The following is a 23,110-nucleotide window of genomic DNA, read 5'->3' on the forward strand; positions in this document are numbered from 1 at the left end:
GTCATGAGCTCTTGCTTTATGTCAGCATTATGAGTGAGCATATGTATGGAAAGTGCAGGCATAAAAAACTGGATTTATATAAAGCAGAAATGAGGTACGTATGGAAAAATATATTGAAATTGAAAGAAGTATATTAAAGAGATTCCGCAAGGAAATATGGCGTAAATTTATAACGGCAGTGAATGATTACCAGCTGATTAAAGAAGGGGATAAGATTGCGGTATGTATTTCCGGTGGAAAGGATTCCATGCTTTTAGCTAAATGCATGCAGGAGCTGAAAAAGCATGGAAAAGTCCATTTTGACCTGGTATTTATGGTAATGGACCCGGGGTATAATCCCTATAACAAGCAGATTATTTTAGATAATGCAGAGTATCTGAATATACCTATAGAGGTATTTAACAGTAATATATTTGAAGTGGTAGCCTCTGTGCCGGATTCCCCCTGTTATCTGTGTGCTAAGATGAGGCGTGGGTATCTGTATAAGCATGCACAGGAGTTAGGCTGTAATAAAATAGCTCTTGGCCACCATTTTGATGATGTTATAGAGACTGTACTTATGAGCATGTTATACAGCGGGCAGATGAAGGGAATGATGCCAAAGCTCCACAGTACCAATTATGAAGGAATGGAGCTTATACGGCCTCTTTACATGGTCAAGGAAGCCGATATCCTGGCCTGGAAGAAATACAATAACTTAACCTTTATCCAGTGTGCCTGCAGGCTGACAGAAAACTGCATGCTGGGAGATAACGGCATGGGCTCTAAGCGTCAGGAAATGAAAGAGCTGGTCAAGAAATTCCGTCAGACAAGCAGTGTAATAGATATGAATATCTTTAGAAGTATTCATAATGTAAACCTTGATACCATGATTGGCTACCAGAAGCATCAGGTTTCCCATAGCTTTCTGGATGATTATGACAGTGAGCTGCCGGTTGAGGTAATGGCTGAAGAGGAATAAAGCAGGAGGAGAACATTGAAAACACAGGATTTTTATTATGATTTACCGGAGGAATTAATCGCACAGGACCCGTTAGAAGACCGTTCCAGCTCCAGGCTTATGGTACTGGATAAGGAAACCGGTGCTGTAACACATAAAATATTCAGGCAGATAACGGAATACCTTAAGCCCGGAGACTGCCTGGTGGTAAATAATACAAAGGTTATCCCGGCAAGGCTTCTCGGGGAGAAAATCCATGAGGACAGCCAGGATAAAGAAAAGGGAGTCCACGGAGCCAGGATAGAGCTTTTACTCCTTAAGCGCAGAGAAAATGACATCTGGGAGACTCTTGTAAAACCGGGAAAGAAGGCCCGGACCGGAACCAGGATAAGCTTTGGCAACGGTTTGCTGACAGCAGAAATAATCGATCAGCTGGAGGACGGCAACCGTTTGGTGCAGTTTTCTTACAAAGGGATTTTTGAAGAAATACTGGACCAGCTTGGTGAGATGCCACTGCCTCCTTATATTACCCATGAGCTTGCAGACAAGAACAGGTATCAGACAGTATATGCCAAGGAGGAAGGCTCCGCGGCAGCGCCTACGGCAGGCCTTCATTTTACAAAGGAGCTGTTAGCGGAAATAGAAGCAATGGGAATACCTATTGTGAATGTAACCCTGCATGTGGGACTTGGCACCTTCCGCCCGGTAAAGGTGGAAAATGTACTGGAACACCACATGCATACGGAATTCTATCAGGTTTCCGGCGAAGCTGCGGCTGTTATCAATGATACCAGGAAAAAGGGCGGAAGAGTTGTCTGTGTCGGAACTACAAGCTGCCGAACAGTGGAATCCGCAGCGGATGAATCAGGAATAGTGCATCCCGGCAGCGGAGATACCTCTATCTTTATCTATCCCGGCTATAAGTTTAAGGTATTAGATGCGCTTATAACGAATTTCCATCTGCCGGAATCCACCCTTATGATGCTGGTTTCCGCTTTGGCAGGAAGAGATAATATTATGGCAGCTTATGAAGAAGCAGTTAAGGAGCGCTACCGTTTCTTTAGCTTTGGGGATGCCATGTTGATAACGACACAAAATGTTGCAAATGTAAGCAAAAACAAGTAAATTCTCAGTGTGACTGGAAAACTGAAAAATGAGATAGAAGAGAACCCAGGAAATATCAGTGTTTCCTGGGTTTATATCAATTTTTATGGTAAAGAAAATAGGATGTGCTGCCTTTTGAGAGACATGCACTGCGAGAGGGCAGTGGACATTAGATAGAAAATCAGGCAATTTTTTTTTCATGCACTTTAACATATTTTAGGATGCTGATATTATCCCTTATTTCCATTCCGGAAAATTTAAACTTACTGATACTCTTTAAATCAGTAAAACCATTACCATCAACTAAAGATGTATTTTCTCCCCCTCCAATAATAATAGGTAATTGCATTACAATAATTTCATCAATTAAGTCTTCTTCAATCAGGCTCCAATTGATCTTTCCACCGCCTTCAAGCATAATACTATGTATATCAAATTTTTCTTCTAATATTTTAAAAGCTTTATGAAAATTAATTTCATCCTCCCCGCATACTATAACACTTTTATTTGGTATCTTTTCTATTTGCTCAATAATCTCAGCATTTGGTGAACTACTTATCGTAATAAAAATAGTTTTAGTAACATCCGTCAAAATGTTGGAATCTTTCGGTACCTGCATGCTTTTGCTAGGTATAATCCGTACAGGATCACTGCCCATATCATATCTGCAAGTCAGAGTAGGATTATCAGTTCTTATTGTATTCATTCCAACTATAATTCCATCTACCTGCCCTCTGATTCCATGGATATACCGCATGTCCTGTTCTGTTAATAACTCAAAGAGCATTTTGCTGCTGTTACCTTTTCCAAGTGTTATTTTTCCGTCTATTGAGATTTGACTAACCATACTTACCTTCATTATACTCCTCCATACCTTCACTAAAATGATTCCAAAATACTTAACCAAAGGGTGAACCGACTTCACCTTATAGGTATCTTAAAATTCAAATACTACTTTTAATTGCGTTATTTCCTTAGTCTCATGAGTCTCTAAATCAAATCCGATTACACTTTCAAAGGCTTCCTTATACTTCTCAATGGAATATCTTTTTGTAACAAGGTTATCCAATTCTTTATATCTTAGAGCTGAGCTAATGGTATCTGTAAACAGCATATTATATTCGCTTGCACCAATGAGCTTCAGTCCATTTGAAATCAAATAAATTGGACTTAGCGAAAAAGCATAATTTTTATTCATTCCCATTGGAATAATTCTGGCATTTTTCTCAGCAAGTTTTAAAGCATTTTCCATTTGTGTTCCGACCGTATCAATAATTACATCAAATTTTCTATTTTGATTAATTTTATATATTTCATCCAGCGATAATTCTTCAGAAGAATATATGTAATCACTATAGGCAGAAGCCATTTTTTGCCTGATTTGAGAATTTTCTGTAGCCACAACCAGTTTTGATATGTTTTTGCATATCATTTGACACAATACTCCCATTGGTCCGGAACCTAATACAAGGACAGCATCGCTCTCGCGAATGGAGGCAGCTCTTATGTTATTTAAAACACATGCCAATGGTTCAATTAGAACAGCACTTAATAAACTCATTTCTTTTGGAATTTTGTATATAAATCTTTGTTCACATACAAAATACTCGGCAAAGGTACCATTCCTATTAATTCCTGCAATTTTTAAGCCTTCATCATTTTCGCAAAAATTTGTTAATCCTTTTTTGCAATAATAACACTCACCGCAATATTGATTTGGGTCAATAATGACCATGTCACCTATTTTAAAAGATGTTACTGCTTTTCCTAATTGTACAATTTCTCCGATAGCCTCATGACCTAATATAATATTGGGAGGAACTGTGTCATTTCCTTTTAGTATCTGTAAATCCGTTCCGCAAATACCCGCATATTTTATTTTTATCTTAACCTCATCATCATTTATTATGCCGGGCTCTTTACATTCTGCTAATTCAAGTTTACTGTCTTCGGTCCAAATTAAACCTTTCATGGGTACTCTCCTCTACAATTTGAATAATCTTTCTGCTGTCACATTACGTTTTTTATTGGTATTAGGTAATGGTTTACATAACGTATGATTACCAATATATACCATATATTAGTCTAATTATTTAAAATTGTCAAATATATACAATGAAATTCTTCTTGTATTGTCAAAATGATGATTCTCATATAAAATAGATAATAATGGTAAGCATAAACATAAAGTAATGTCTAATTTAACAATATAATAATGAAAGCATAGGACACCTGGCTTATAAATAGGATAAAAAGGAATGATAATATAAAAGAATTATATTAATATTTTAAGATTAAATTTGGATGAAAAAGTAGTATTATAAAGTTTCATTAATTAAAAGCGGAGGTAATTACCTGTAAATGTAAAGATTTAATAATTTAAAAAGTGAGAAATTGTGCCGTTCCCGTGCAAACTGGGGATGCGATGTTTATATGTTAAGATGAGTAATAATATTTCGATGCTTATGTATAAGAAAAGTCTTTCTTAGGCAATTAAAAGCATAGACAATAGGACTCTATAATAAAATATACCTCCCTGTGCCAAGCTCACAAGCAAGCCACAAGGAGGTATCAATAATATAGCTAATTTAAAAGCTCTGCATACTGTTATTTAAATGCCCCAAGTCTGTCAAGATCCTGATAAAAGCCAGGATAAGAGATATTCACACAGCTGGCATTCTGAATGGTGGTCTCTCCGTCAGAAAGAAGTCCTGCTACAGCAAAGGACATGGCAATCCGGTGGTCCTCCATGCTGTCTATCAGAGTGCCCCTTAAGGGTTTTCCGCCTCTTATAATCATGCCATCCTCGGTGGCTGTAATATCTGCGCCCATTGAAGAGAGGTTTTTGACCATAACATCAATCCGGTTGGACTCCTTTACCTTAAGCTCTGCGGCATCGCAAATAACAGTAGTCCCTTCTGCGAAGCAGGCCATTACAGCAATGACAGGAATTTCATCAATCAGAGTAGGAATGAGGTCCCCTCCGATTTCCGCTGCCTTTAGATTACTGTGCCGTACCAGAATATCGCCGGCGGCTTCGGAATCCGTGTTCCTGATATTCAGAATTTCAAGGCTTGCACCCATTGCTTTTAAGACTCTTAAGATACCGTCTCTGGTAGGATTGATTCCCACATTTTTAATCAGAATTTCAGAGCCCGGAACTAACAGGCCTGCAGCAATAAAATAAGCGGCAGAAGAGATATCCCCCGGAACTTCAATGCGGTCCCCCGTAAGCCTGGCATCCGGAGCTATTATAGCAGTCGTATTGCTGACGCTGACATCTGCTCCCATGCGTTTTAGCATGATTTCAGTATGGTTTCTCGATACATAGGGCTCGGTGACGGAGGTCGGGCTATCAGCATAAAGTCCTGCCAGAAGGATGGCGGATTTCACCTGGGCAGAGGCAACCTTAGAAATATAGTGAATTCCATGGAGGCCTTCTTTCGCAGGAGTTACCGTAAGAGGAGCCAGGCCGCCTCCGGGCAGGCTTTTGATATCAGCACCCATTTGTGTGAGAGGGTCTATGACTCTTCCCATGGGACGTTTCTGAATGGAGGAATCACCGGTAAGCTGAGTCTGAAAGGTCTGGCCGCACAGGATGCCGGACATCAGCCTCATGGTGGTGCCGCTGTTACCCACGTCCAGCATGCCTTCCGGCCTGGTAAGGCCATAGAGGCCCTTGCCCCTTACCAGGACGGTACTGTTACCGGGAGTATAGTCGATATGTATGCCCATCCTGCGAAAACAGCTGATGGTAGAAAGACAGTCCGCTCCTTCCAGAAAATTGGTAACCTCTGTGGTACCCATAGAAAGAGCGCCGAACATAACGCTGCGGTGTGAGATGGACTTATCTCCCGGTACCTGAAAGGAACCCTTTAAACTTTTGGCACGTGTTACAATCATTATAACCTCTTTTCAGAGTAACAAATCCTTGAATTGATATCCGGTATTACTCTATTCATAATTAAATTTAAACTAATTTTATAGATATAACTTACGCAATAATATTATCTTTCATATACGGTATAATTGTGCTTCCTTAGCAGGGAAGCAGCAGCTTCACAGGAATTCTGGCTGTAGAATACGATGCGCAGTACACCTTCTTCGAATTCTCTGTTATGAATAATGCCGATGTTTTTAATACTGATTAAATTCGTAGCGAGTAAAGTGGCTATGGTCGCAATCGCACCGGTCTCATCAATGATATCAAGGTAGAGCTCGTATATTTTATTCAGTAAGCCTGCCGAAGTATTCGGAATAGAGTCCCGGTATTCACCTGCATCCTGAAAGAAATCAAAGATAGCAGCTTCTCTGTTTAACTGCAGGGATTCCTTTACCTCATTTAAAGAATGGATATACTTATCTAAAAAGCGCAGAATGCTGTCCGTATTGGTCAAGCAGATATTCTGCCACATGACAGGAGAGGAGGAGGCTATTCTTGTAATATCCTTAAAGCCGCCTGCCGCCAGTGTTTTCATTTTATCTTCGTTGTCTTCTTTTCTTACCATATTTACAAGGCATGATGCAATGATGTGAGGAACATGGCTGATAGCCGCTGTTATATCATCATGCTCGGAAGGGTTTAAAAGGATTGGGATTGAACCAAGGCTTTTAATTAATTGAAAAAGGGTATCCGTGATGGAATTCTTAGTCTCCCTGGTGGGAGTAAGAATGTAATAAGCATTTTCCAATAGCCTGCTGCTTGAGTTGGTATAGCCTGTCTTTTCAGAGCCTGCCATAGGATGTCCGCCAACGAACTGGCTTCCCAGACCAAGGGCAACAGCTTCTTTGCATATATTTCCTTTAACACTTCCTACATCTGTGATAATACAGTCCGGTTTCAGAATGCTTTTCAACTGGGCCAGATAAGCGATATTGGATAGGACAGGAGCGCATAAGAATAGCAGATCACATTCGCCAAGGTCCTCCAGCTCATAAACAATATCATTTAAGACCCCATCCTGTAAAGCCTTTGTTAATCCTGCATTTACTTTATTCCGGTTATAGCAGTAAGCGGTTAGTTTATGCTTTGGATTCTGCTCCCGCAAGGCATGTGCGAGAGAACCGCCTATTAATCCAAAGCCAATAAAGCCAACAACTACGTCGTTCATAGACATCTCCGATTTTAGAATTTTTTACCCATTAGGGCAGCCAGGGGGCGCAGTTCCTCACAAAGCTCCTCGAATTGAGGGAAGGTAAGGGATTGCGGACCATCTGACAAGGCAATAGCCGGGTTTGGATGAGTTTCAATCATAAGACCGTCAGCTCCGACAGCAATAGCACTCTTGGAAAGAGGCTTTACATAGCTTCTTACACCACTGGCATGGCTGGGGTCTACGATGATGGGAAGATGGCTTTTTGCCTTGATAACAGGTACAGCGCTAATATCGAGAGTATTGCGGGTAGCTGTTTCAAAGGTTCTGATGCCTCTTTCACATAATACCACATTTGGATTTCCTTCTGCAATAATATATTCTGCCGCATTAAGCCATTCGTCTATGGTTGCGGACAGTCCCCTCTTTAAGAGTACGGGGAGTCCGGTTTTTCCGGCTTCCTTCAGGAGATAGAAGTTCTGCATATTTCTTGCTCCTATCTGAAGCATATCAACGTATTTTACCGCTGTCTCAATAGCAGCCAGACTGGTTACCTCACACACGACTGCCAGGCCTGTTTCCTCCCTGGCTTCCTTCATGAATTTAAGTCCTTCCTCCTCCAAGCCCTGGAAAGCATAGGGAGAAGTACGGGGTTTATAAGCACCTCCGCGAAGAATCTGTGCTCCGGCCTTCTTAATGGCAAAAGCTGTTTCGAAAAGCTGTTCCCTGCTCTCTACCGCACAGGGACCGGACATGATTACAAGTTCATCCCCTCCGATGAGGGCATTGCCAACCTTTACAACGGTAGGTTCCGGATGGAATTTTTTATTGGCAAGCTTATAGCTTTCCGTTACGGGAACAACCCTGTCCACATCCTCTGCAATCTCCAGGTTCTGGTCCAAAAGCTTTGATTTATCTCCTACGACACCTATAATGGTGACTTCTTTGCCTGCGGATAAATGTGGGGTGAGCCCTTTTTCCTCGATAATACGGATTATATTATCAATGGACTCCTGTTTTGCATTTGGTTTCATTACGATTATCATATAGATTGCCTCCAAAATTTATTGCTGAATTTCATTCGTTTATAACAGGGTGAATTCAGTGACTGAATACATTGTACTCCCCTATAGCCACCATGTCAATACTGCAAAACATTAAAGTTCTAAAGTTTACAGCGTTGCGCTTTAAAGTCTGATAGAGTTAATTTCAAACTATTTGTAGAATAAAAGGAATAATAGCAGTTAAAATAAGAATATATGTCTAAAGTGCTGATAAAAAAATATATAGGACAAATTAATGTGTCAAATATATATAAAGTAGTTGTAAAATCAGACTAGTTTTAGTAAAATATAGCTATAGTTAAAGAAACAAAAAATATAGCAATGGAGGAAAAAAGGATGAATGTTTACACTTCGGAAAAAATTCGTAACGTTGTTTTGTTAGGCCATGGTGGATGCGGAAAGACCACACTCGCAGAAGCTATGGCGTTTTCGGCAGGAATTACAAAGCGTCAGGGAAAAGTAGAAGAAGGTAATACCATTAGTGATTATGATAAGGAAGAAGCCAGACGGCTCTTTTCAATCACCACTTCTGTAATCCCCATTGTCTATGAGGATACCAAGATAAATATACTGGATACACCGGGATATTTTGATTTTGCAGGGCAGGCAGAGGAAGGCCTTGCGGCGGCTGATGCGGCAGTTATTGTAATTGCTGCAAAATCCGGTATTGAAGTAGGAACGTTAAAGGCCTGGGAATACTGTGAGAAGTATAATCTTCCCAGAATGTTTTTTGTAACAGACATGGACGATGACAATGCCAGTTACCGGCAGGTAGTAGAGGATTTAACCCAGCATTATGGAAAAAAAATAGCACCCTTTCATATTCCAATCAGAGAAAATGAAAAATTCGTAGGTTTTGTAAATGTTGTTAAAATGGCAGGACGAAGATTCACCTCCATGGGTAAGTATGAGGAATGTGAGATACCCGACTATTCTATGGAGAATTTAAATAAATTCAGAGAGACCTTACTTGATTCCGTTGCAGAGACCAGCGAAGAACTGATGGAAAAATATTTTGCAGGAGAGGAATTTACCCAGGAAGAAATATCCGAGGCACTAAGAGAGAATGTAATAGAAGGAAATGTTGTTCCTGTATTAATGGGCTCAGGACTGTATGCCCAGGGGCCTGCCATGCTGTTACAGGCCATCGAGAAGTATTTCCCCGCACCGTCAAAGCGTGAGTGCAGGGGCAAGGCTGTGAAGAACGGTGAAGTATTTCAGGCAGATTATAACGAAGGGCTGCCCATGTCAGCAAAAGTATTTAAAACAATTGCTGACCCCTTTATCGGAAAATTTTCATTGATTAAAGTATGCTCCGGTGTTTTAAAGTCGGATTCCAGTATTTTTAATGCAGACAGGGATACGGAGGAAAAGATATCCCGTCTGTATATCTTAAGAGGAAAAGAGCAGATTGAAGTAAATGAGCTGCATGCCGGAGATATCGGTGCTATTGGCAAGCTGAGTGATACCCTTACCGGAGATACCCTGTCTGCAAAAGTTTTTCCCATAATCTATGACAGGCCCGTAATGCCGGTGCCCTATACTTCCCAGAGATTTAAGACAAAAAATAAAGGTGATGACGATAAGGTATCCCAGGCATTAGCTAAATTAATGGACGAAGACCTTACCCTTAAAATAGTAAATGATAAGGAAAACCGGCAGTCACTGCTCTATGGAATCGGAGACCAGCAGCTTGATATTGTTGTAGCCAAGTTACTGAATAAATATAAGGTTGAAATAGAAATCATGAAGCCGAGAGTGCCCTACAGGGAAACGCTGAGAAAGAAGATAAGGGTTCAGGGCAAGTATAAGAAACAATCAGGCGGTCATGGTCAGTACGGGGACGTTCATATCGAGTTTGAGCCCTCCGGGAATATGGAGGAAGCCTATGTGTTTGAAGAAAAGGTATTTGGCGGTGCTGTTCCTAAGAATTATTTCCCTGCGGTAGAAAAGGGAATAGCAGAATGTGTAATAAAAGGTCCCCTGGCAGGTTACCCGGTCGTGGGCTTAAAGGCTACTCTGGTGGACGGCTCTTACCATCCGGTGGATTCCTCTGAAATGGCATTTAAGATGGCGACCATCCAGGCCTTTAAACAGGGCTTTATGGCTGCTTCTCCCATATTATTGGAGCCCATCGCGACACTAAAGGTATTGGTACCGGATAAATATACTGGTGATATTATGGGAGATTTGAATAAACGGAGAGGAAGAGTCCTTGGCATGAACCCCATTACAGGAGGAAAACAGGAAATTACGGCAGACATCCCTCTGTCTGAGCTGTATGGCTATTCCACGGACCTTCGTTCCATGACAGGCGGTGCAGGAGACTTCTCCTATGAGTTCAACCGTTATGAGCAGGCACCTGGAGACGTTCAGCAAAAGGTAATTGATGAGAATGAGAAAGAGCTCATTGCGGCCGGAGAGTAATCCTTAAGATACAGGGTAAAACCGAAAGCAATTGATTGTCAGGCGTAGCAAAATTGAAATTACAGAAGGACTCTGTGGCATCACTGCCATGGAGTTTTTCTTTTACATACAATATACACTATTTACTATAAAGATTATATAATTGAAAAAAAATGTACAAATTAACTATAAACTTTCGGTTTTAGGGTTGTGTTTCTTATTTCTATTCTGTATAATAAAAATATGAAAACATTACGAACATTAAAAGAAGTATTTTTATCATCGCTTCCCTTGGCCATTATAATAATAGTTATCTGTGTATTTGTGGCGCCATTGGAGAATCCGTCTGATTACATTAAATTAATAGCGGGTTATGCGGGTGTTGTATTCGGGCAGACCTTTTTTCTGGTTGGTCTGGATTCAAGTATTTTGCCGGTAGGAAAGCTTGTGGGGAGCTCACTTGCAAAATTTAATAAGGGTATTTTTGTAATTTTATTTGGTATCTTGTTTGGTATTCTTGCAACGGTTGCAGAACCTGCGTTGGCAGTACTTGCGCGACAAACTCATATGATAATGAATGGGGTGCATGAAACTGTTTTTGTATGGATTTTAAGTACGGGAGTTGGTATATTCGTCGGACTTGCGTTGTACCGTGTTGTCAAGGATATGAATATCAAGATTGTATTTGCGGTACTTTATGCACTGGTTTTTTTAATTGTAATTTTTGTTCCGGAGGAATTTGTAGCACTGGCCTTTGATGGCAGCGGGGCTACGACAGGTGATATTTCCGTCCCTTTTATTCTGGCACTGGGTATGGGTATTTCGGCAACGATGTCAAAACACAAAACCAACGATGATACATTTGGTATCATTGGAATTGCTTCGGTCGGTCCGATACTGGCAGTGTTCATTTACGGCATAATCACGAAGCTCAGCAATGGCGGTGAGATTCCGCCTGCAGGGGTATATGATCCCAGTGCCGCAGAAAGCTTTCTTTCAATAACCCTCTCCAATGTGAAGGGTGTGGCCCTTGCTTTAATCCCTATTGTAATTGTTTTTTTACCTTTTCAATTATTTATTGTTAAATTACCTAAAAGACAATTCACAAGAATAATTCTTGGTATTGCCCCAGTATACATAGGCCTGCTTATTTTCCTTTCGGGAATTGATTATGGCTTTGCATTTGCAGGCAAGTATATCGGAGAAATATTTCTTGATGCGTCTCGTCCGGAATGGTTTAAGTGGCTTCTCCTGCCTCTCGGATTTGTTTTAGGGGTTGCAATAACCTTGTCAGAACCAGCTGTTACGGTTTTGGGAGAACAGCTTGAGGAAATTACAAATGGCCATATCAAAAAGCTGACAATCCGAATCACCCTTGCCATTGGAATTGGATTTGCCTCGCTGCTTTCCATGGCTAAGATTTTGACACAGATTAATATTCTCTGGTTTCTGGTTCCTCTTTATGCCCTGGCTTTGCTCATGATGCTGTTTACTTCTTCTTTATTTGTGGGGCTTGCCTTTGATTCGGGGGGAGTGACGGGTGGAGCGTTGACTTCAGCATTTTTAACACCTCTTACTTTGGGCACTGCCCAGGCAGTTGCATCGACAGCAGGTTCCAAAGCGCAGTCCGTACTGACGAACGGATTTGGAATCATCGCTTTTATATCAGTGACTCCCTTGATTGCCGTGCAGGCACTGGGGATTATATATGACAGAAAAGTGAAGCAGGCACAGAAGGCCTATGCAGAATATGAGAATGCAGAGTATGAAGAATTATTTTCATATGCGGCACAAATGGATACAGAAGCCGATATGGAACCTCAAATCAATATGGAAAACAAAGCCGATTATATGGAAGGCATATATAATGCAGCCGAATGTGAGTTAGAACAAAGCTCCGATGCGAAGGAGGTCAAATATGATTAATCAGAAAATAGATAATGTTGAATATTTAATTTTAATAGCTGGAAGAAAGCAAAAAGATATGCTGCTGAGCAGAATATGTGATGTTGATTGCAGAATTGTAAACACCATATATGGGAGAGGAAGTGTCGAGTCAAACTATTTACTGGATATGCTGGGACTTGTTGCTGAAGAAAATAAAGTAATTATTACTTGCCTCTTGCAAAAAGATAAAACAGATGCTATATTCAATATGCTACTAAATGAGTTTAGTTTTGGGCATCCCAACACGGGGATAGCTTTTACATTACCCATATCGGGAATGGCATTTTAACATTTATTAGGAGGAAGCAATTCAAATGGAAAGTTCCGATAACATCAAGGCCCTTTTTATTGTGGTGAATGCAGGATATACAGATACAGTAATGGATATTATCAGGGCCGAGGGTGCTGGTGGTGCTACAGTTATAAATGCACGCGGTGAGGGGGCTCATCACGAAATGTTCATGGGAATAACTGTTGATTACGAAAAGGAAATCATTCTGACAGTCGTTGATGAAGCCACGGCAAAACGAATTATGACAGTAATAAAAGATAATGCGGGCTGGAAATCCCCACTGCATGGGATTTGTTTTGTTATGCCGGTAAATAATATTATTGGGATAAGAGCTGGCTGCAATGAATTTCATGAATAAATTTGATGTATAAGCGAATTGGGTGTATTTTATAAGGAACTGATTGAAAATATAAAATCAAATCAGGAGCCTGTTTGTGAACAATATCTGCAAACAGGCTCCTTCTTCTTATAAATTAATTGACCTGAAATAAAGTGAGGATATAGATGATAAAAGATTTTTTACCAATTAGCAAAGAAGATATGGAGAAAAGAGGCTGGGAGCAGTGTGACTTTGTATTCGTCATAGGTGATGCCTATGTGGACCACCACTCCTTTGGTCCTGCAATTATCAGCAGAGTACTGGAGAGCCACGGGTATAAGGTGGGAATCATATCCCAGCCGGACTGGAAGGATGCAAACAGTATACAGATTCTCGGAAATCCAAGACTTGGCTTTTTAGTCAGCGGCGGTAATATGGACACTATGGTAAACCACTATACCGTTGCCAAAAAGAGAAGAAGTATGGATTATTATTCTCCCGGCGGAGTTATGGGAAAGCGGCCGGACAGAGCAACCATATGTTACTGTAACCTGATACGGAAAGTTTACAAGCATGCTCCTATTATAATAGGAGGTATTGAAGCAAGCCTTAGAAGGCTGGCTCATTATGATTATTGGAGTGATACCGTTAAGCGCTCCATTCTCCTTGACTCCCAGGCAGATATCCTCTCTTACGGTATGGGGGAACACTCCATTGTTGAGATAGCAGATGCCTTGGACAGCGGCCTTAAGATTTCCGACATCACCTTTATTGACGGAACTGCCTATAAGGCTAAAAGTCTGGAATCCGTTTATGATGCGGTGATGCTGCCTGCCTTTGAGGAAATTTTAAAGAGTAAAATAGAATTTGCAAAAAGTTTTAATATACAATATAACAACACAGACCCTTTCTCCGGTAAAAGGCTGGTGGAAAAGTATAAGGAGACCGAATACGTTGTTCAAAACCCTCCGGCCAAGCCTCTTACTCAGGCAGAGATGGACAGGGTATATTCTCTTCCCTATATGAGAGATTATCATCCTTCTTATATTCCTTTGGGTGGAATTCCGGCTATTGAAGAGCTGAAATTCAGTCTTGTCAGTAACAGAGGATGTTTTGGTGGCTGCAGTTTCTGCGCGCTGACCTTTCATCAGGGAAGGATTATACAGACCAGAAGCCATGAATCTATTCTGGCCGAGGCAAACCATTTGATATGGGACAAGGATTTTAAGGGATATATCAATGACGTGGGCGGTCCTACGGCGAACTTTCGGCATATGGCCTGCGAAAAACAGAAGACAAAGGGTGCCTGTACCAATAAGCAGTGCCTTTTCCCGACTCCCTGCAAGAATTTAAAGGTAGACCACAAGGATTATCTTGCACTTCTTCGAAAGCTTCGAAGCCTTCCGGGAGTAAAAAAGGTATTCGTTCGTTCCGGTATCCGCTTTGATTATCTGGTGCAGGATAAAGATTCCGACTTTATGAGAGAGCTTTGCGAACATCATGTCAGCGGACAGTTAAAGGTAGCACCGGAGCATATCAGCGACAGCGTATTGGAATTAATGGGAAAACCCAGGAATGCTGTATACGAAGATTTTATAAAAAAATATAAGAAGACCAATGAGGAACTGGGTAAGAAACAGTTCGTAGTGCCATACCTCATGTCTTCCCATCCCGGCTCCACTTTAAAGGAGGCCATAGCACTGGCGGAATATTTAAGGGATTTGGGATATATGCCGGAACAGGTACAGGATTTTTATCCGACTCCTTCCACGATCTCTACCTGTATGTATTATACCGGTCTCGACCCGAGGAACTTAAAGCCGGTCTATACACCTAAGACTCCCCATGAAAAGGCAATGCAGAGGGCTTTGATTCAATACCGAAATCCCAAAAACTATGATTTGGTAGAAGAAGCCCTGACACTGGCAGGACGAAGAGATTTAATCGGATTTGATAAAAAATGCCTCATAAGGCCAAGAGGTGGTGCATATCATCGTAACAGTGATAAAAGCCGTGAGAAAGCCAGCGGGCAGCAGCAAGGCCATAAAAAAGAGGCAAATTCCGTAAGACATACCTCAAGACAGATGCCAGGCAGCAAGCAGGCTGGGAAACCAAAGACAAGTAATAAGGAAAGCAGCAGGAACAGCAGAGTATCCGTCTCTTCCTCCAGAGGTAAAAGAAAGGGACGATAATAAGAGAGTAAAACCGGACTATGATAAAAGGGAGTGGCTTAATCTTATGAAATATTATATTGGAATTGATCTTGGAGGAACGAATCTTGTTGTCGGACTTGTTAATGAAGCTGCTTCGCTAATTGATAAAGAAACCGTCCCTACAAAGACAACTTCCGGAGCAGCCGGCATTATTGCTGCTATGAAAGCTGTGACAGATAGGCTGCTGGATAGAAATAACCTAAAGCTATACGAAATTGAAGCTATTGGAATAGGTGTTCCCGGAACGGCTAATCGGGAGACCGGTATGATTGAATTTGCCAATAACTTAAATGTTAGCAACGAGCCTTTTCTGCCCATGGCAAAAGAAGCCTTTGGCGGAAAAACGGTCTATTTCAATAATGATGCCAATGCCGCAGCCTGGGGAGAGTATCTGGCAGGCGCAGCCGCAGAAGCGAAATCCTTTGTGGCTGTTACCCTGGGAACAGGTGTTGGCGGAGGGATTATTTTAGACGGAAAAATCTATGAAGGAGTGAATTTTGCAGCCGGAGAGCTTGGTCATATGGTTATCATGGCAGACGGACTGCCCTGTAACTGTGGAAGGACCGGCTGCTTTGAGGCATATGCTTCCGCTACAGCCCTGATACAGCAGACAAAAGCTGCCATGAAGGGAGATGTATTCTCCCTGCTCTGGGAGCAATGCGCTGAAGATATCAACAGGGTTGAAGGAAAAACCCTTTTCGACGCTGTAAGAAGAGGGGATGAAACAGCCATCAAAGTATTAAAGCAATATATAAAATATCTGGCTGCGGGAATCATTAATATCATAAATGTCTTCCAGCCTGAAATAATCTGCATCGGCGGAGGTATCAGTAAAGCCGGAGACCTGTTAATGGGACCGATAAGGGAAATAGTCGCAAGAGAAAGCTATTCCAGAAATTCTGATAAACAGACAAGAATAATAACCGCAAAGCTCTATAATGATGCCGGAATTATCGGTGCCGCATTACTGGGAAGTGACATTCATCCAGTTTAAAAATTAAATTTAAATATTCTATGATTTGAGATTTGAACATAAAAAGTCCTGTCAAATATGTTTACAAGCAATTTACACAAAGCAGAAAGAACGATTGCGCCTTGGAACCAGTGCAATCGTTCTTTCTGCTTTGTGTAAATTGTCGTCCCATTGTGAAAGACCGCCCTTTTGCCGCGGGGATCAATTCAAAGAGGCGGCAATCTGGAATCAATTCCTATTGAATTTGCGGGCTGTAACACTGCCGGATAACCAATATTAACATGCTTTTACAAAAGCTTCGAAAAGCTTTTCTGCCCCTTCATTTGTTCGAAAAAGGTGCTCCGGATGCCATTGAACAGCCAGGAAAAAGGGATGCTCTTCCAGATATAACGCTTCAACTAAGCCGTCCTTGGACTCTGCCGCAGCTTTGAGGGAAGGAGCAAGCTCCTTAATGCCCTGATGATGGAAGCTGTTAACCATTAGAGTATCCGTCTTAAGAATATCATGGAGCAGGCTGCCCTTCTGAATTGCAACACTGTGGGATAAAACCGTCCGTCCGGATTTCTGGGAATGGCAGAGGTTTAATTTACCCTGAAACTGGGCCGGAATATCCTGATACAAAGTACCGCCAAGAAATACATTAAGTACCTGTATTCCTCTGCATATCCCCAATACCGGTTTATTCTCTTCCATTATCAGATGAAACAAAATCTCCTCCATCTCATCCCTTTCCGGATTGACCACTTCACACTCCGGTATGGTTTCCTCACCAAAACGGAAGGGATCGATGTCAGGTCCTCCTGTAAAAAGAAATCCGTCACAGACCTTTACCGCTGCGGCAAGAGCTTCCTTATCGGCTTTTAAAGGAAGCAAGAGTGGGACGCCTCCTGCATGGAGAATGGCTTCCATATACATAGAGGCAATACATATTTTATTATTATCAGTTTCATAATGGGGCGTGACGCCAATTACAGGTATTTTCATAAGAAACCTTGCCCTTTCCGTACCTGCAGGCTTTATTGCAGGTACAGCTAACCTTTATATTATCCAATTGTTATAGTATATGATTTTTGAAAAATTTTGCCCGCCTCTATTTCATTTCCCCACTCTCTGGTTTCGAGGGTGCCTTTAAAATCTTCGCTGTCGCATCTTCCGTACCAGGGTTCAATACATACGAAGGGAGCGTTCTTTTTAACAGGGGACCAAAGGCCGAATAAAGGAGCGTCGAAGGAAACCGTTACATAGGGCTTTCTATCCGGTGTCAGCAATGAGACAGAGTGATACTGGTTGTTTTCAATAACCAATGCATCATCATCAAAGAGATGTGAGTCAATAGGCAGTAATCCATCTTCCAAAGGCAGAATCACTGGCGGTTGTGAGGCATCTTTTATTATAAGACCATTTTCGCTGACTTTACTAACCTTGATGGGTGCTTTTGAATCAAAACTGAAATAGTAATCACTTTGCTTGTCTTTGTCATTAATAGGGCACAAAAAGGCCGGATGGCCTCCAATAGAGAAATACATGGTGTCTTCACCGGTGTTTATTACTTCCCAGGTCACATTAACAGTCCTTTCATTTAAAGTATAGCGTATTATTAACTGAAAGGGGAAAGGATATACTTTTAAGGTCTCTTCGGAAGATTCTAATAAGAAACTCAGGGAATCTGCATTTTTTTCTGTCAGTGAGAATTCCATGTCCCTGGCAAAACCATGCTGTGGTAAGGAATAGGTTTTTCCCTGGTAGGAATAGCTTTTATTCTTAAGATTTCCCACAATGGGAAATAGTACGGGAGAAATACGTTTCCAATAAGCAGGGTCTGCATTCCAGAGATATTCTTTTCCGGATTTTGTATCTGTAATAGCCTGCAGCTCAGCTCCGGCATCAGAGAAAGTAAGAGTTAATTCTTCATTTTTTAAAATATGTGATGACATAATGTCCTCCTAAAATTTATGATATGGTATGTATTTTATTATTTTAACACGGTTATCTTATAATTACCATACATTGTATGAACGGCAAGTTTGCCAAGCAAGTTTTTGTCTTTGTCTTGCCAATAAGCGTTTGTATCTGATATAATAGGGAGAAAAGCATCAAGGCAATAATTGGATGCTTTATCGGAAAGAGAGGACAACATGCTTCCTAATTTTTATCCTGATGAATCAGCGGATTCTGCTTACAAGGTTGATTATAAAGCTCTTTACAACAGAGGTTACAGAGGAATTCTTTTTGATATCGACAATACTCTTGTAGAACATGGAAAGGATGCCGATGAAAGAGCAAAGAAGCTAATCAGAAATTTGAATGAGTTAGGCTTTAAAGTTTGCTTTATATCCAACAACAGCGAAGAGCGGGTGAAAAGATTTAACAAAGACCTTCATCAGAACTATGTGTATAAGGCAGGGAAGCCCTCAAGAACCGGTTATTTAAAGGGAGTTATGATACTAGAAACCACCCTTTCCAATACAGTCTTTATCGGAGATCAGTTGTTTACAGATATTTACGGTGCCAGAAGGGCAGGACTTAAGAGTATTTTTGTGAATCCCATAGGAAAGGATACGGAAATCCAAATTATTATAAAGCGCTATCTGGAAAAAATCGTATTGTACTTTTACAGACATTCCAATACAAAGAGAAAAAGCCGGAAATGAGGCATTATGGATAATTTAATTTTAATTGGATTCATGGGCTGCGGTAAGACCACAGTGGGCCAGCAGCTTGCCAAAAGATTAAGCTATAGCTTTCTGGATACGGACAAGTATATTGAGCAAAAGCTGGGACGGACAGTCAGCAGGATATTTGAAGAAGAAGGGGAAGAGCATTTCAGGAGGCAGGAAACAGAGGCTCTTAAGGAGCTGGCTGGAAAGCTGAACCAGACGGTTGTATCTGTTGGAGGAGGACTTCCGATTAGGACAGGTAATTCTGAGCTTTTAAAGAGATTAGGGACAGTAATTTATCTGGAAGCTTCCAAGGAGGTTCTGGCAGCAAGACTTAAAAATGATACTACAAGACCTTTGCTTTCCGGAAAGGACGGACTTCAAAAGCTGGAGCTTCTTTATGATAAAAGACTTCCTTTTTATGAAGCTGCTTCGGATTTTAAGATAGTAACTGAAAACAAAAATCTGCAGGATGTGGTAGAAAGTATTCTGGAGAGGGTAATACAGCAAAGTTAGAATACAGGTGGAGGAACAGATGGCTATGAAACTGTTGGTTATTAACGGACCTAATCTAAACTTTTTGGGCATCCGTGAAAAATCCGTATACGGAACTGAGGATTACGGATATTTAAAATCCCTTATTCAAGAAAAGGCAATAAAAGAGAATATAACGGTAGATATCTTCCAGAGCAATTCCGAGGGAAATATCATAGACCGTATCCAGGAAGCATATTATGACGGCACCCAGGGTATTATAATTAATCCGGGAGCCTTTACCCACTACAGCTATGCCATCCGGGATGCTCTGGCTTCTTTGACCGTACCTATTATTGAGGTGCATATTTCCAATATACATAAGCGGGAAGAATTCAGGCATAACTCCGTTACGGCACCGGTATGCACCGGACAGATTGTGGGGCTTGGATTAAAGGGTTATCTGTTTGCTATCGATGCGTTACTATCCCAATAAATAGTTAACATCTTATCCCCACGCGATTTGCAGGTTTACTTGCAATACTGCCCTAATAGTAAGTTTAAAAATGCAAGGTATTTTTAGAGCTTAATGTCATAGCTCTATGGTAAAATTGTTTAGAAGAATCGTTTTAATTGTATGTTTTTTTACGCTTTCATAAAAAATAGTTGAAAAAAAGTATCAGATAAGATAAACTATAGTGTAGTTAATTTAAGGAGGAAAATATCATTTATGGTATCAGCAGGCGATTTTAGAAATGGCTTAACTATCGAATTAGATAATAATGTTTACCAGGTAATTGAATTTCAGCATGTAAAGCCCGGAAAAGGAGCAGCTTTTGTTCGTACAAAGCTTAGAAATATTAAGAACGGCGGTGTAGTAGAAAGAACCTTCAGACCTACTGAAAAGTGTCCACAGGCTCACATCGAACGTGCTGATATGCAATACTTATATAAAGACGGAGACCTTTTCAACTTCATGGATGTTAACACCTATGACCAGTTCGCATTAAACGAAGAAGCAGTAGGAGATGCCTTAAAGTTCGTAAAAGAAAATGATATGGTTAAGATGCTTTCCCACAATGGACAGGTATTTACCATTGAGCCCCCGTTATTTGCTGAACTTGTTATTACGGAAACAGAACCAGGATTTAAAGGTGACACTGCACAGGGTGCTACTAAGCCTGCCATAGTTGAAACAGGAGCAACAGTTTATGTTCCTTTATTCGTTGAACAGGGCGATAAGATCAGCATCGATACTAGAACAGGCGAATATTTGAAGAGAGTGTAACGGCAATATCAAAGAATAATATGAGCGCAATCCAAGGAAAATCAAGGTTTTCCAGGGATTGCGCTTTTTTTGTGTTTTGCAATAAGTAATGTGAGATAGCGTAAGAACGATTGAAATAATGTAGGCAGCATACAAGTAGCTAACATAGGGGAGGCCTGCGTCAGTGGGTTTCCCCTTGGGGGCTTTGCCACCAACAATCGACTCCGGTATATACCGGAGCATTGCTTGCCTATTAGTAAATTCCCAAGAACAGTAAGTTTTTAGAATTAATAGTCTCCATTGACCTTTTAGGTAAAATACAATAACATTGACCTAACTGGTAAATCCTGAGTGACTTTTTCAAAGGGAGCTTGAATATGTGTACAAAATTGCTAGAGCTTGAAAATAGACCCGATACAATGTTCGGCATTGTCCACCGGATTGAAGTAAAAATTTTAAGGTAATGTTAAGGTTAACCGTGTTTAACTGAAAGGTTAGGCAACTATAATGAACTTATGGCTCGAAGGTATGACGAGTAAGAGAGAGGTGGAACCATGAAAAAAACGATTCTGATTGTAGATGACGAGAAGGAAATTCGTGAGCTTTTACGGTTATATATAGAAAAGGACAGCTATGCCGTGATACAGGCTGAAAATGGATTGGAGGCGCTTAAACAGGCCGCGTCCGCACGGATTGACTTGGCTGTCATTGACATCATGATGCCGGAGCTTGACGGCTATCAGCTTATTAAAGGTTTGAGAGAACACAGCAATCTTCCCATTATTGTCGTGAGTGCTAAAACTGAAAATCATGAGAAAATATTGGGACTTGACCTTGGTGCGGACGATTATGTGACAAAGCCTTTTGACCCTTTGGAGGTCACTGCTCGAATCAAAGCCCAATTACGTCGCTATGACGGGAGTGCGGAGGATTTCAAAGCAGCGTTACTGACGGCAGGCGAACTGTGTATGGATGTTTCCGCTTGCACTCTTCGCTTTGGCAGAGGGACAATCCCTCTTACCGCTACGGAATTTAACATGATGAAGCTATTTATGCAAAGTCCCGGACGTGTATACACCAAACAGCAGATTTATGAGGCTGCATGGCAGGAGGCAGCCATCGTGGACGATAACACGGTGATGGTCGCCATCAGCAAGCTGCGCGGCAAGCTTCCCGAAGACGGCGCGGTATCCATCGGAACCGTCCGGGGCTTAGGGTATCGTCTGGAGGTGCGTGCATGAAGAACAGGCGCAGCTTCAAAAGAGTCATCATGGGCAGTTTTATAGGCTATACCTTCGGAATTGCGCTGACCCTTCTGGTTTTGGAGCTTTTATTCAGTCTGCTTACATGGAACATCGGACTGGATTTCTCGGAGCTGGTATCGTCCCCTTTGACCGAGGGGACGGAAAGTCTGCAAATCGCGCTTTCAGCTTTCTGGATACTGGTTACAATCGCAGTCTATTTTATATGGATTGTCCTTTTTGGACGCAGGATCAGCAGGAAAATCATGGTGCCCATACAAAAAATGAAGGATGGCTTCAAGGCGGTGACGGCCGGTCATTTGGACACGACGCTGGACTTTGAAGCAGAATCAGAATTTGGGGAAATGCGGGATGCCTTCAATTTTATGGCGCGAAAACTAAAAGACTCGGAAGAAAAGCGAATGGCTATGGAAAATGAGAGAATGCAGCTCTTCTCCCACATTGCTCATGACCTGAAAACCCCTATGACAACAATTTCCGGATACGCCGGGGCTTTAGCGAACGGTATGGTGGAGGATCCGGACAAACAGCGGGAATATCATCTGGCGATAAAAGCGAAATCCACGCAGATGAACCAATTGATTAATCAGCTGCTTTCTTATTCCAAGCTGGGTACACCGCAATACCAGATGAAATTTACAAGGGTTGACCTTGTAGAGCTGCTTCGCGCAGCTTGCGCCGCTTTGTTTGGTGAAATCGAAAGCAGACAGATGAAATTGGAGCTGTGCCTGCCGGATAAACCTATATTTCACATGGCGGACTCCTTGGAAACCGACCGTGCCATTGTCAACCTGCTGACCAACGCAATCCGTCATAACTCGGCGGGCAGCTTGTTGTCCGTGGGGCTGACGGAGGACCCCAGCCGTATTGAGATACAAATTGCCGATAACGGAGCGGCTATCCCGGAGACCATCGCCGGGAATCTGTTCGAGCCTTTTGTTTCCGGCAGTGATGCGAGAAGCACCGGCAGCGGAACAGGCCTCGGGCTTGCCATTGTAAAAAAGGTGATGGAACAGCATTATGGTGAGGTTCTCGTATTGGACGCACCCTCTCCTTATACAAAGATGTTTGTCCTGCGTTTTCCAAAGGGTTAAGAACA

The 23,110-nt window shown here is 41.5% G+C and carries 21 protein-coding genes; 14 read left to right on the forward strand and 7 right to left on the reverse strand.

Annotated features, from left to right (window positions below; genetic code table 11):
• Positions 1 to 100 precede the first annotated feature (100 nt).
• Positions 101 to 961: a tRNA 2-thiocytidine biosynthesis TtcA family protein gene (locus tag BUB77_RS18580; protein ID WP_073278346.1), complete on the forward strand. Its 861-nt coding sequence runs from the start codon at positions 101 to 103 to the stop codon at positions 959 to 961.
• 15 nt (positions 962 to 976) lie between these two features.
• Positions 977 to 2,065 (forward strand): tRNA preQ1(34) S-adenosylmethionine ribosyltransferase-isomerase QueA, encoded by a 1,089-nt coding sequence (gene queA / locus BUB77_RS18585; protein WP_073278347.1) that lies wholly within the window; start codon positions 977 to 979, stop codon positions 2,063 to 2,065.
• A 160-nt stretch (positions 2,066 to 2,225) separates the two neighbouring features.
• Here queA and BUB77_RS18590 read toward each other — a convergent pair whose 3' ends face one another.
• The 5 genes from BUB77_RS18590 to aroF form a co-directional block, all read right to left on the reverse strand.
• On the reverse strand, positions 2,226 to 2,903 hold the full coding sequence (locus tag BUB77_RS18590; protein ID WP_073278348.1) for a RibD family protein: 678 nt from the start codon (positions 2,901 to 2,903) through the stop codon (positions 2,226 to 2,228).
• A gap of 78 nt (positions 2,904 to 2,981) precedes the next feature.
• Entirely contained in the window at positions 2,982 to 4,016 is a 1,035-nt protein-coding gene (locus BUB77_RS18595; protein ID WP_073278349.1) for a zinc-dependent alcohol dehydrogenase, read from the reverse strand.
• Positions 4,017 to 4,651: 635 nt separating this feature from the next.
• Positions 4,652 to 5,947 (reverse strand): 3-phosphoshikimate 1-carboxyvinyltransferase, encoded by a 1,296-nt coding sequence (aroA, locus tag BUB77_RS18600; protein WP_073278350.1) that lies wholly within the window; start codon positions 5,945 to 5,947, stop codon positions 4,652 to 4,654.
• 104 nt (positions 5,948 to 6,051) lie between these two features.
• The gene (locus tag BUB77_RS18605; RefSeq protein ID WP_073278351.1) at positions 6,052 to 7,155 is read right to left on the reverse strand and encodes a prephenate dehydrogenase; all 1,104 of its coding nucleotides are present in this window, start codon (positions 7,153 to 7,155) and stop codon (positions 6,052 to 6,054) included.
• A gap of 14 nt (positions 7,156 to 7,169) precedes the next feature.
• Entirely contained in the window at positions 7,170 to 8,183 is a 1,014-nt protein-coding gene (gene aroF / locus BUB77_RS18610; RefSeq protein ID WP_073278352.1) for a 3-deoxy-7-phosphoheptulonate synthase, read from the reverse strand.
• 354 nt (positions 8,184 to 8,537) lie between these two features.
• On the opposite strand from aroF, the gene BUB77_RS18615 reads away from it, so the two are divergent.
• From BUB77_RS18615 to BUB77_RS18640, 6 genes are all read left to right on the forward strand, one after another.
• A complete protein-coding gene (locus BUB77_RS18615; RefSeq protein WP_073278353.1) occupies positions 8,538 to 10,628 on the forward strand; it encodes an elongation factor G in 2,091 nt (696 codons plus the stop codon).
• A 222-nt stretch (positions 10,629 to 10,850) separates the two neighbouring features.
• The gene (locus BUB77_RS18620) at positions 10,851 to 12,533 is read left to right on the forward strand and encodes a DUF1538 domain-containing protein (RefSeq protein WP_073278404.1); all 1,683 of its coding nucleotides are present in this window, start codon (positions 10,851 to 10,853) and stop codon (positions 12,531 to 12,533) included.
• Positions 12,526 to 12,843 carry a hypothetical protein gene (locus BUB77_RS18625; RefSeq protein ID WP_242962542.1) on the forward strand — a complete coding sequence of 106 codons (318 nt, stop codon included), beginning with the start codon at positions 12,526 to 12,528 and terminating at the stop codon, positions 12,841 to 12,843. Before BUB77_RS18620 ends, BUB77_RS18625 begins: the two co-directional genes overlap by 8 nt.
• Positions 12,844 to 12,868: 25 nt before the next feature.
• Positions 12,869 to 13,204, forward strand: a complete 336-nt coding sequence (locus BUB77_RS18630; RefSeq protein ID WP_073278354.1) for a P-II family nitrogen regulator — start codon at positions 12,869 to 12,871, stop codon at positions 13,202 to 13,204.
• Between the two features lie 146 nt (positions 13,205 to 13,350).
• Positions 13,351 to 15,357: a YgiQ family radical SAM protein gene (locus tag BUB77_RS18635; protein ID WP_073278355.1), complete on the forward strand. Its 2,007-nt coding sequence runs from the start codon at positions 13,351 to 13,353 to the stop codon at positions 15,355 to 15,357.
• A 46-nt stretch (positions 15,358 to 15,403) separates the two neighbouring features.
• Positions 15,404 to 16,372, forward strand: a complete 969-nt coding sequence (locus tag BUB77_RS18640; protein ID WP_073278356.1) for an ROK family protein — start codon at positions 15,404 to 15,406, stop codon at positions 16,370 to 16,372.
• A 255-nt stretch (positions 16,373 to 16,627) separates the two neighbouring features.
• On the opposite strand, the gene BUB77_RS18645 is transcribed toward BUB77_RS18640, so the two are convergent.
• Together BUB77_RS18645 and BUB77_RS18650 are read right to left on the reverse strand one after the other, a co-directional pair.
• Positions 16,628 to 17,335, reverse strand: a complete 708-nt coding sequence (locus BUB77_RS18645; protein WP_073278357.1) for a gamma-glutamyl-gamma-aminobutyrate hydrolase family protein — start codon at positions 17,333 to 17,335, stop codon at positions 16,628 to 16,630.
• 59 nt (positions 17,336 to 17,394) lie between these two features.
• A complete protein-coding gene (locus tag BUB77_RS18650) occupies positions 17,395 to 18,285 on the reverse strand; it encodes an aldose 1-epimerase family protein (RefSeq protein WP_073278358.1) in 891 nt (296 codons plus the stop codon).
• 201 nt (positions 18,286 to 18,486) lie between these two features.
• On the opposite strand from BUB77_RS18650, the gene BUB77_RS18655 reads away from it, so the two are divergent.
• The 6 genes from BUB77_RS18655 to BUB77_RS18680 all read left to right on the forward strand — a co-directional run bounded on the left by BUB77_RS18655 (position 18,487) and on the right by BUB77_RS18680 (position 23,105).
• Positions 18,487 to 19,002, forward strand: a complete 516-nt coding sequence (locus tag BUB77_RS18655) for a YqeG family HAD IIIA-type phosphatase (RefSeq protein WP_073278359.1) — start codon at positions 18,487 to 18,489, stop codon at positions 19,000 to 19,002.
• A gap of 6 nt (positions 19,003 to 19,008) precedes the next feature.
• On the forward strand, positions 19,009 to 19,524 hold the full coding sequence (locus BUB77_RS18660) for a shikimate kinase (protein ID WP_073278360.1): 516 nt from the start codon (positions 19,009 to 19,011) through the stop codon (positions 19,522 to 19,524).
• Positions 19,525 to 19,549: 25 nt separating this feature from the next.
• Positions 19,550 to 19,978, forward strand: coding sequence for a type II 3-dehydroquinate dehydratase (aroQ, locus tag BUB77_RS18665; RefSeq protein ID WP_073278406.1), 429 nt, complete (start codon positions 19,550 to 19,552; stop codon positions 19,976 to 19,978).
• Positions 19,979 to 20,212: 234 nt separating this feature from the next.
• Positions 20,213 to 20,770: an elongation factor P gene (gene efp / locus BUB77_RS18670; RefSeq protein ID WP_073278361.1), complete on the forward strand. Its 558-nt coding sequence runs from the start codon at positions 20,213 to 20,215 to the stop codon at positions 20,768 to 20,770.
• Between the two features lie 533 nt (positions 20,771 to 21,303).
• On the forward strand, positions 21,304 to 21,990 hold the full coding sequence (locus BUB77_RS18675) for a response regulator transcription factor (RefSeq protein ID WP_073278362.1): 687 nt from the start codon (positions 21,304 to 21,306) through the stop codon (positions 21,988 to 21,990).
• Positions 21,987 to 23,105: a HAMP domain-containing sensor histidine kinase gene (locus BUB77_RS18680; protein ID WP_073278363.1), complete on the forward strand. Its 1,119-nt coding sequence runs from the start codon at positions 21,987 to 21,989 to the stop codon at positions 23,103 to 23,105. The genes BUB77_RS18675 and BUB77_RS18680 overlap by 4 nt, the downstream gene beginning before the upstream one ends.
• The last annotated feature ends 5 nt before the right edge of the window (positions 23,106 to 23,110 follow it).

It is taken from the genome of Anaerocolumna jejuensis DSM 15929, assembly GCF_900142215.1.
Classification (GTDB): Bacteria; Bacillota; Clostridia; order Lachnospirales; family Lachnospiraceae; genus Anaerocolumna; species Anaerocolumna jejuensis.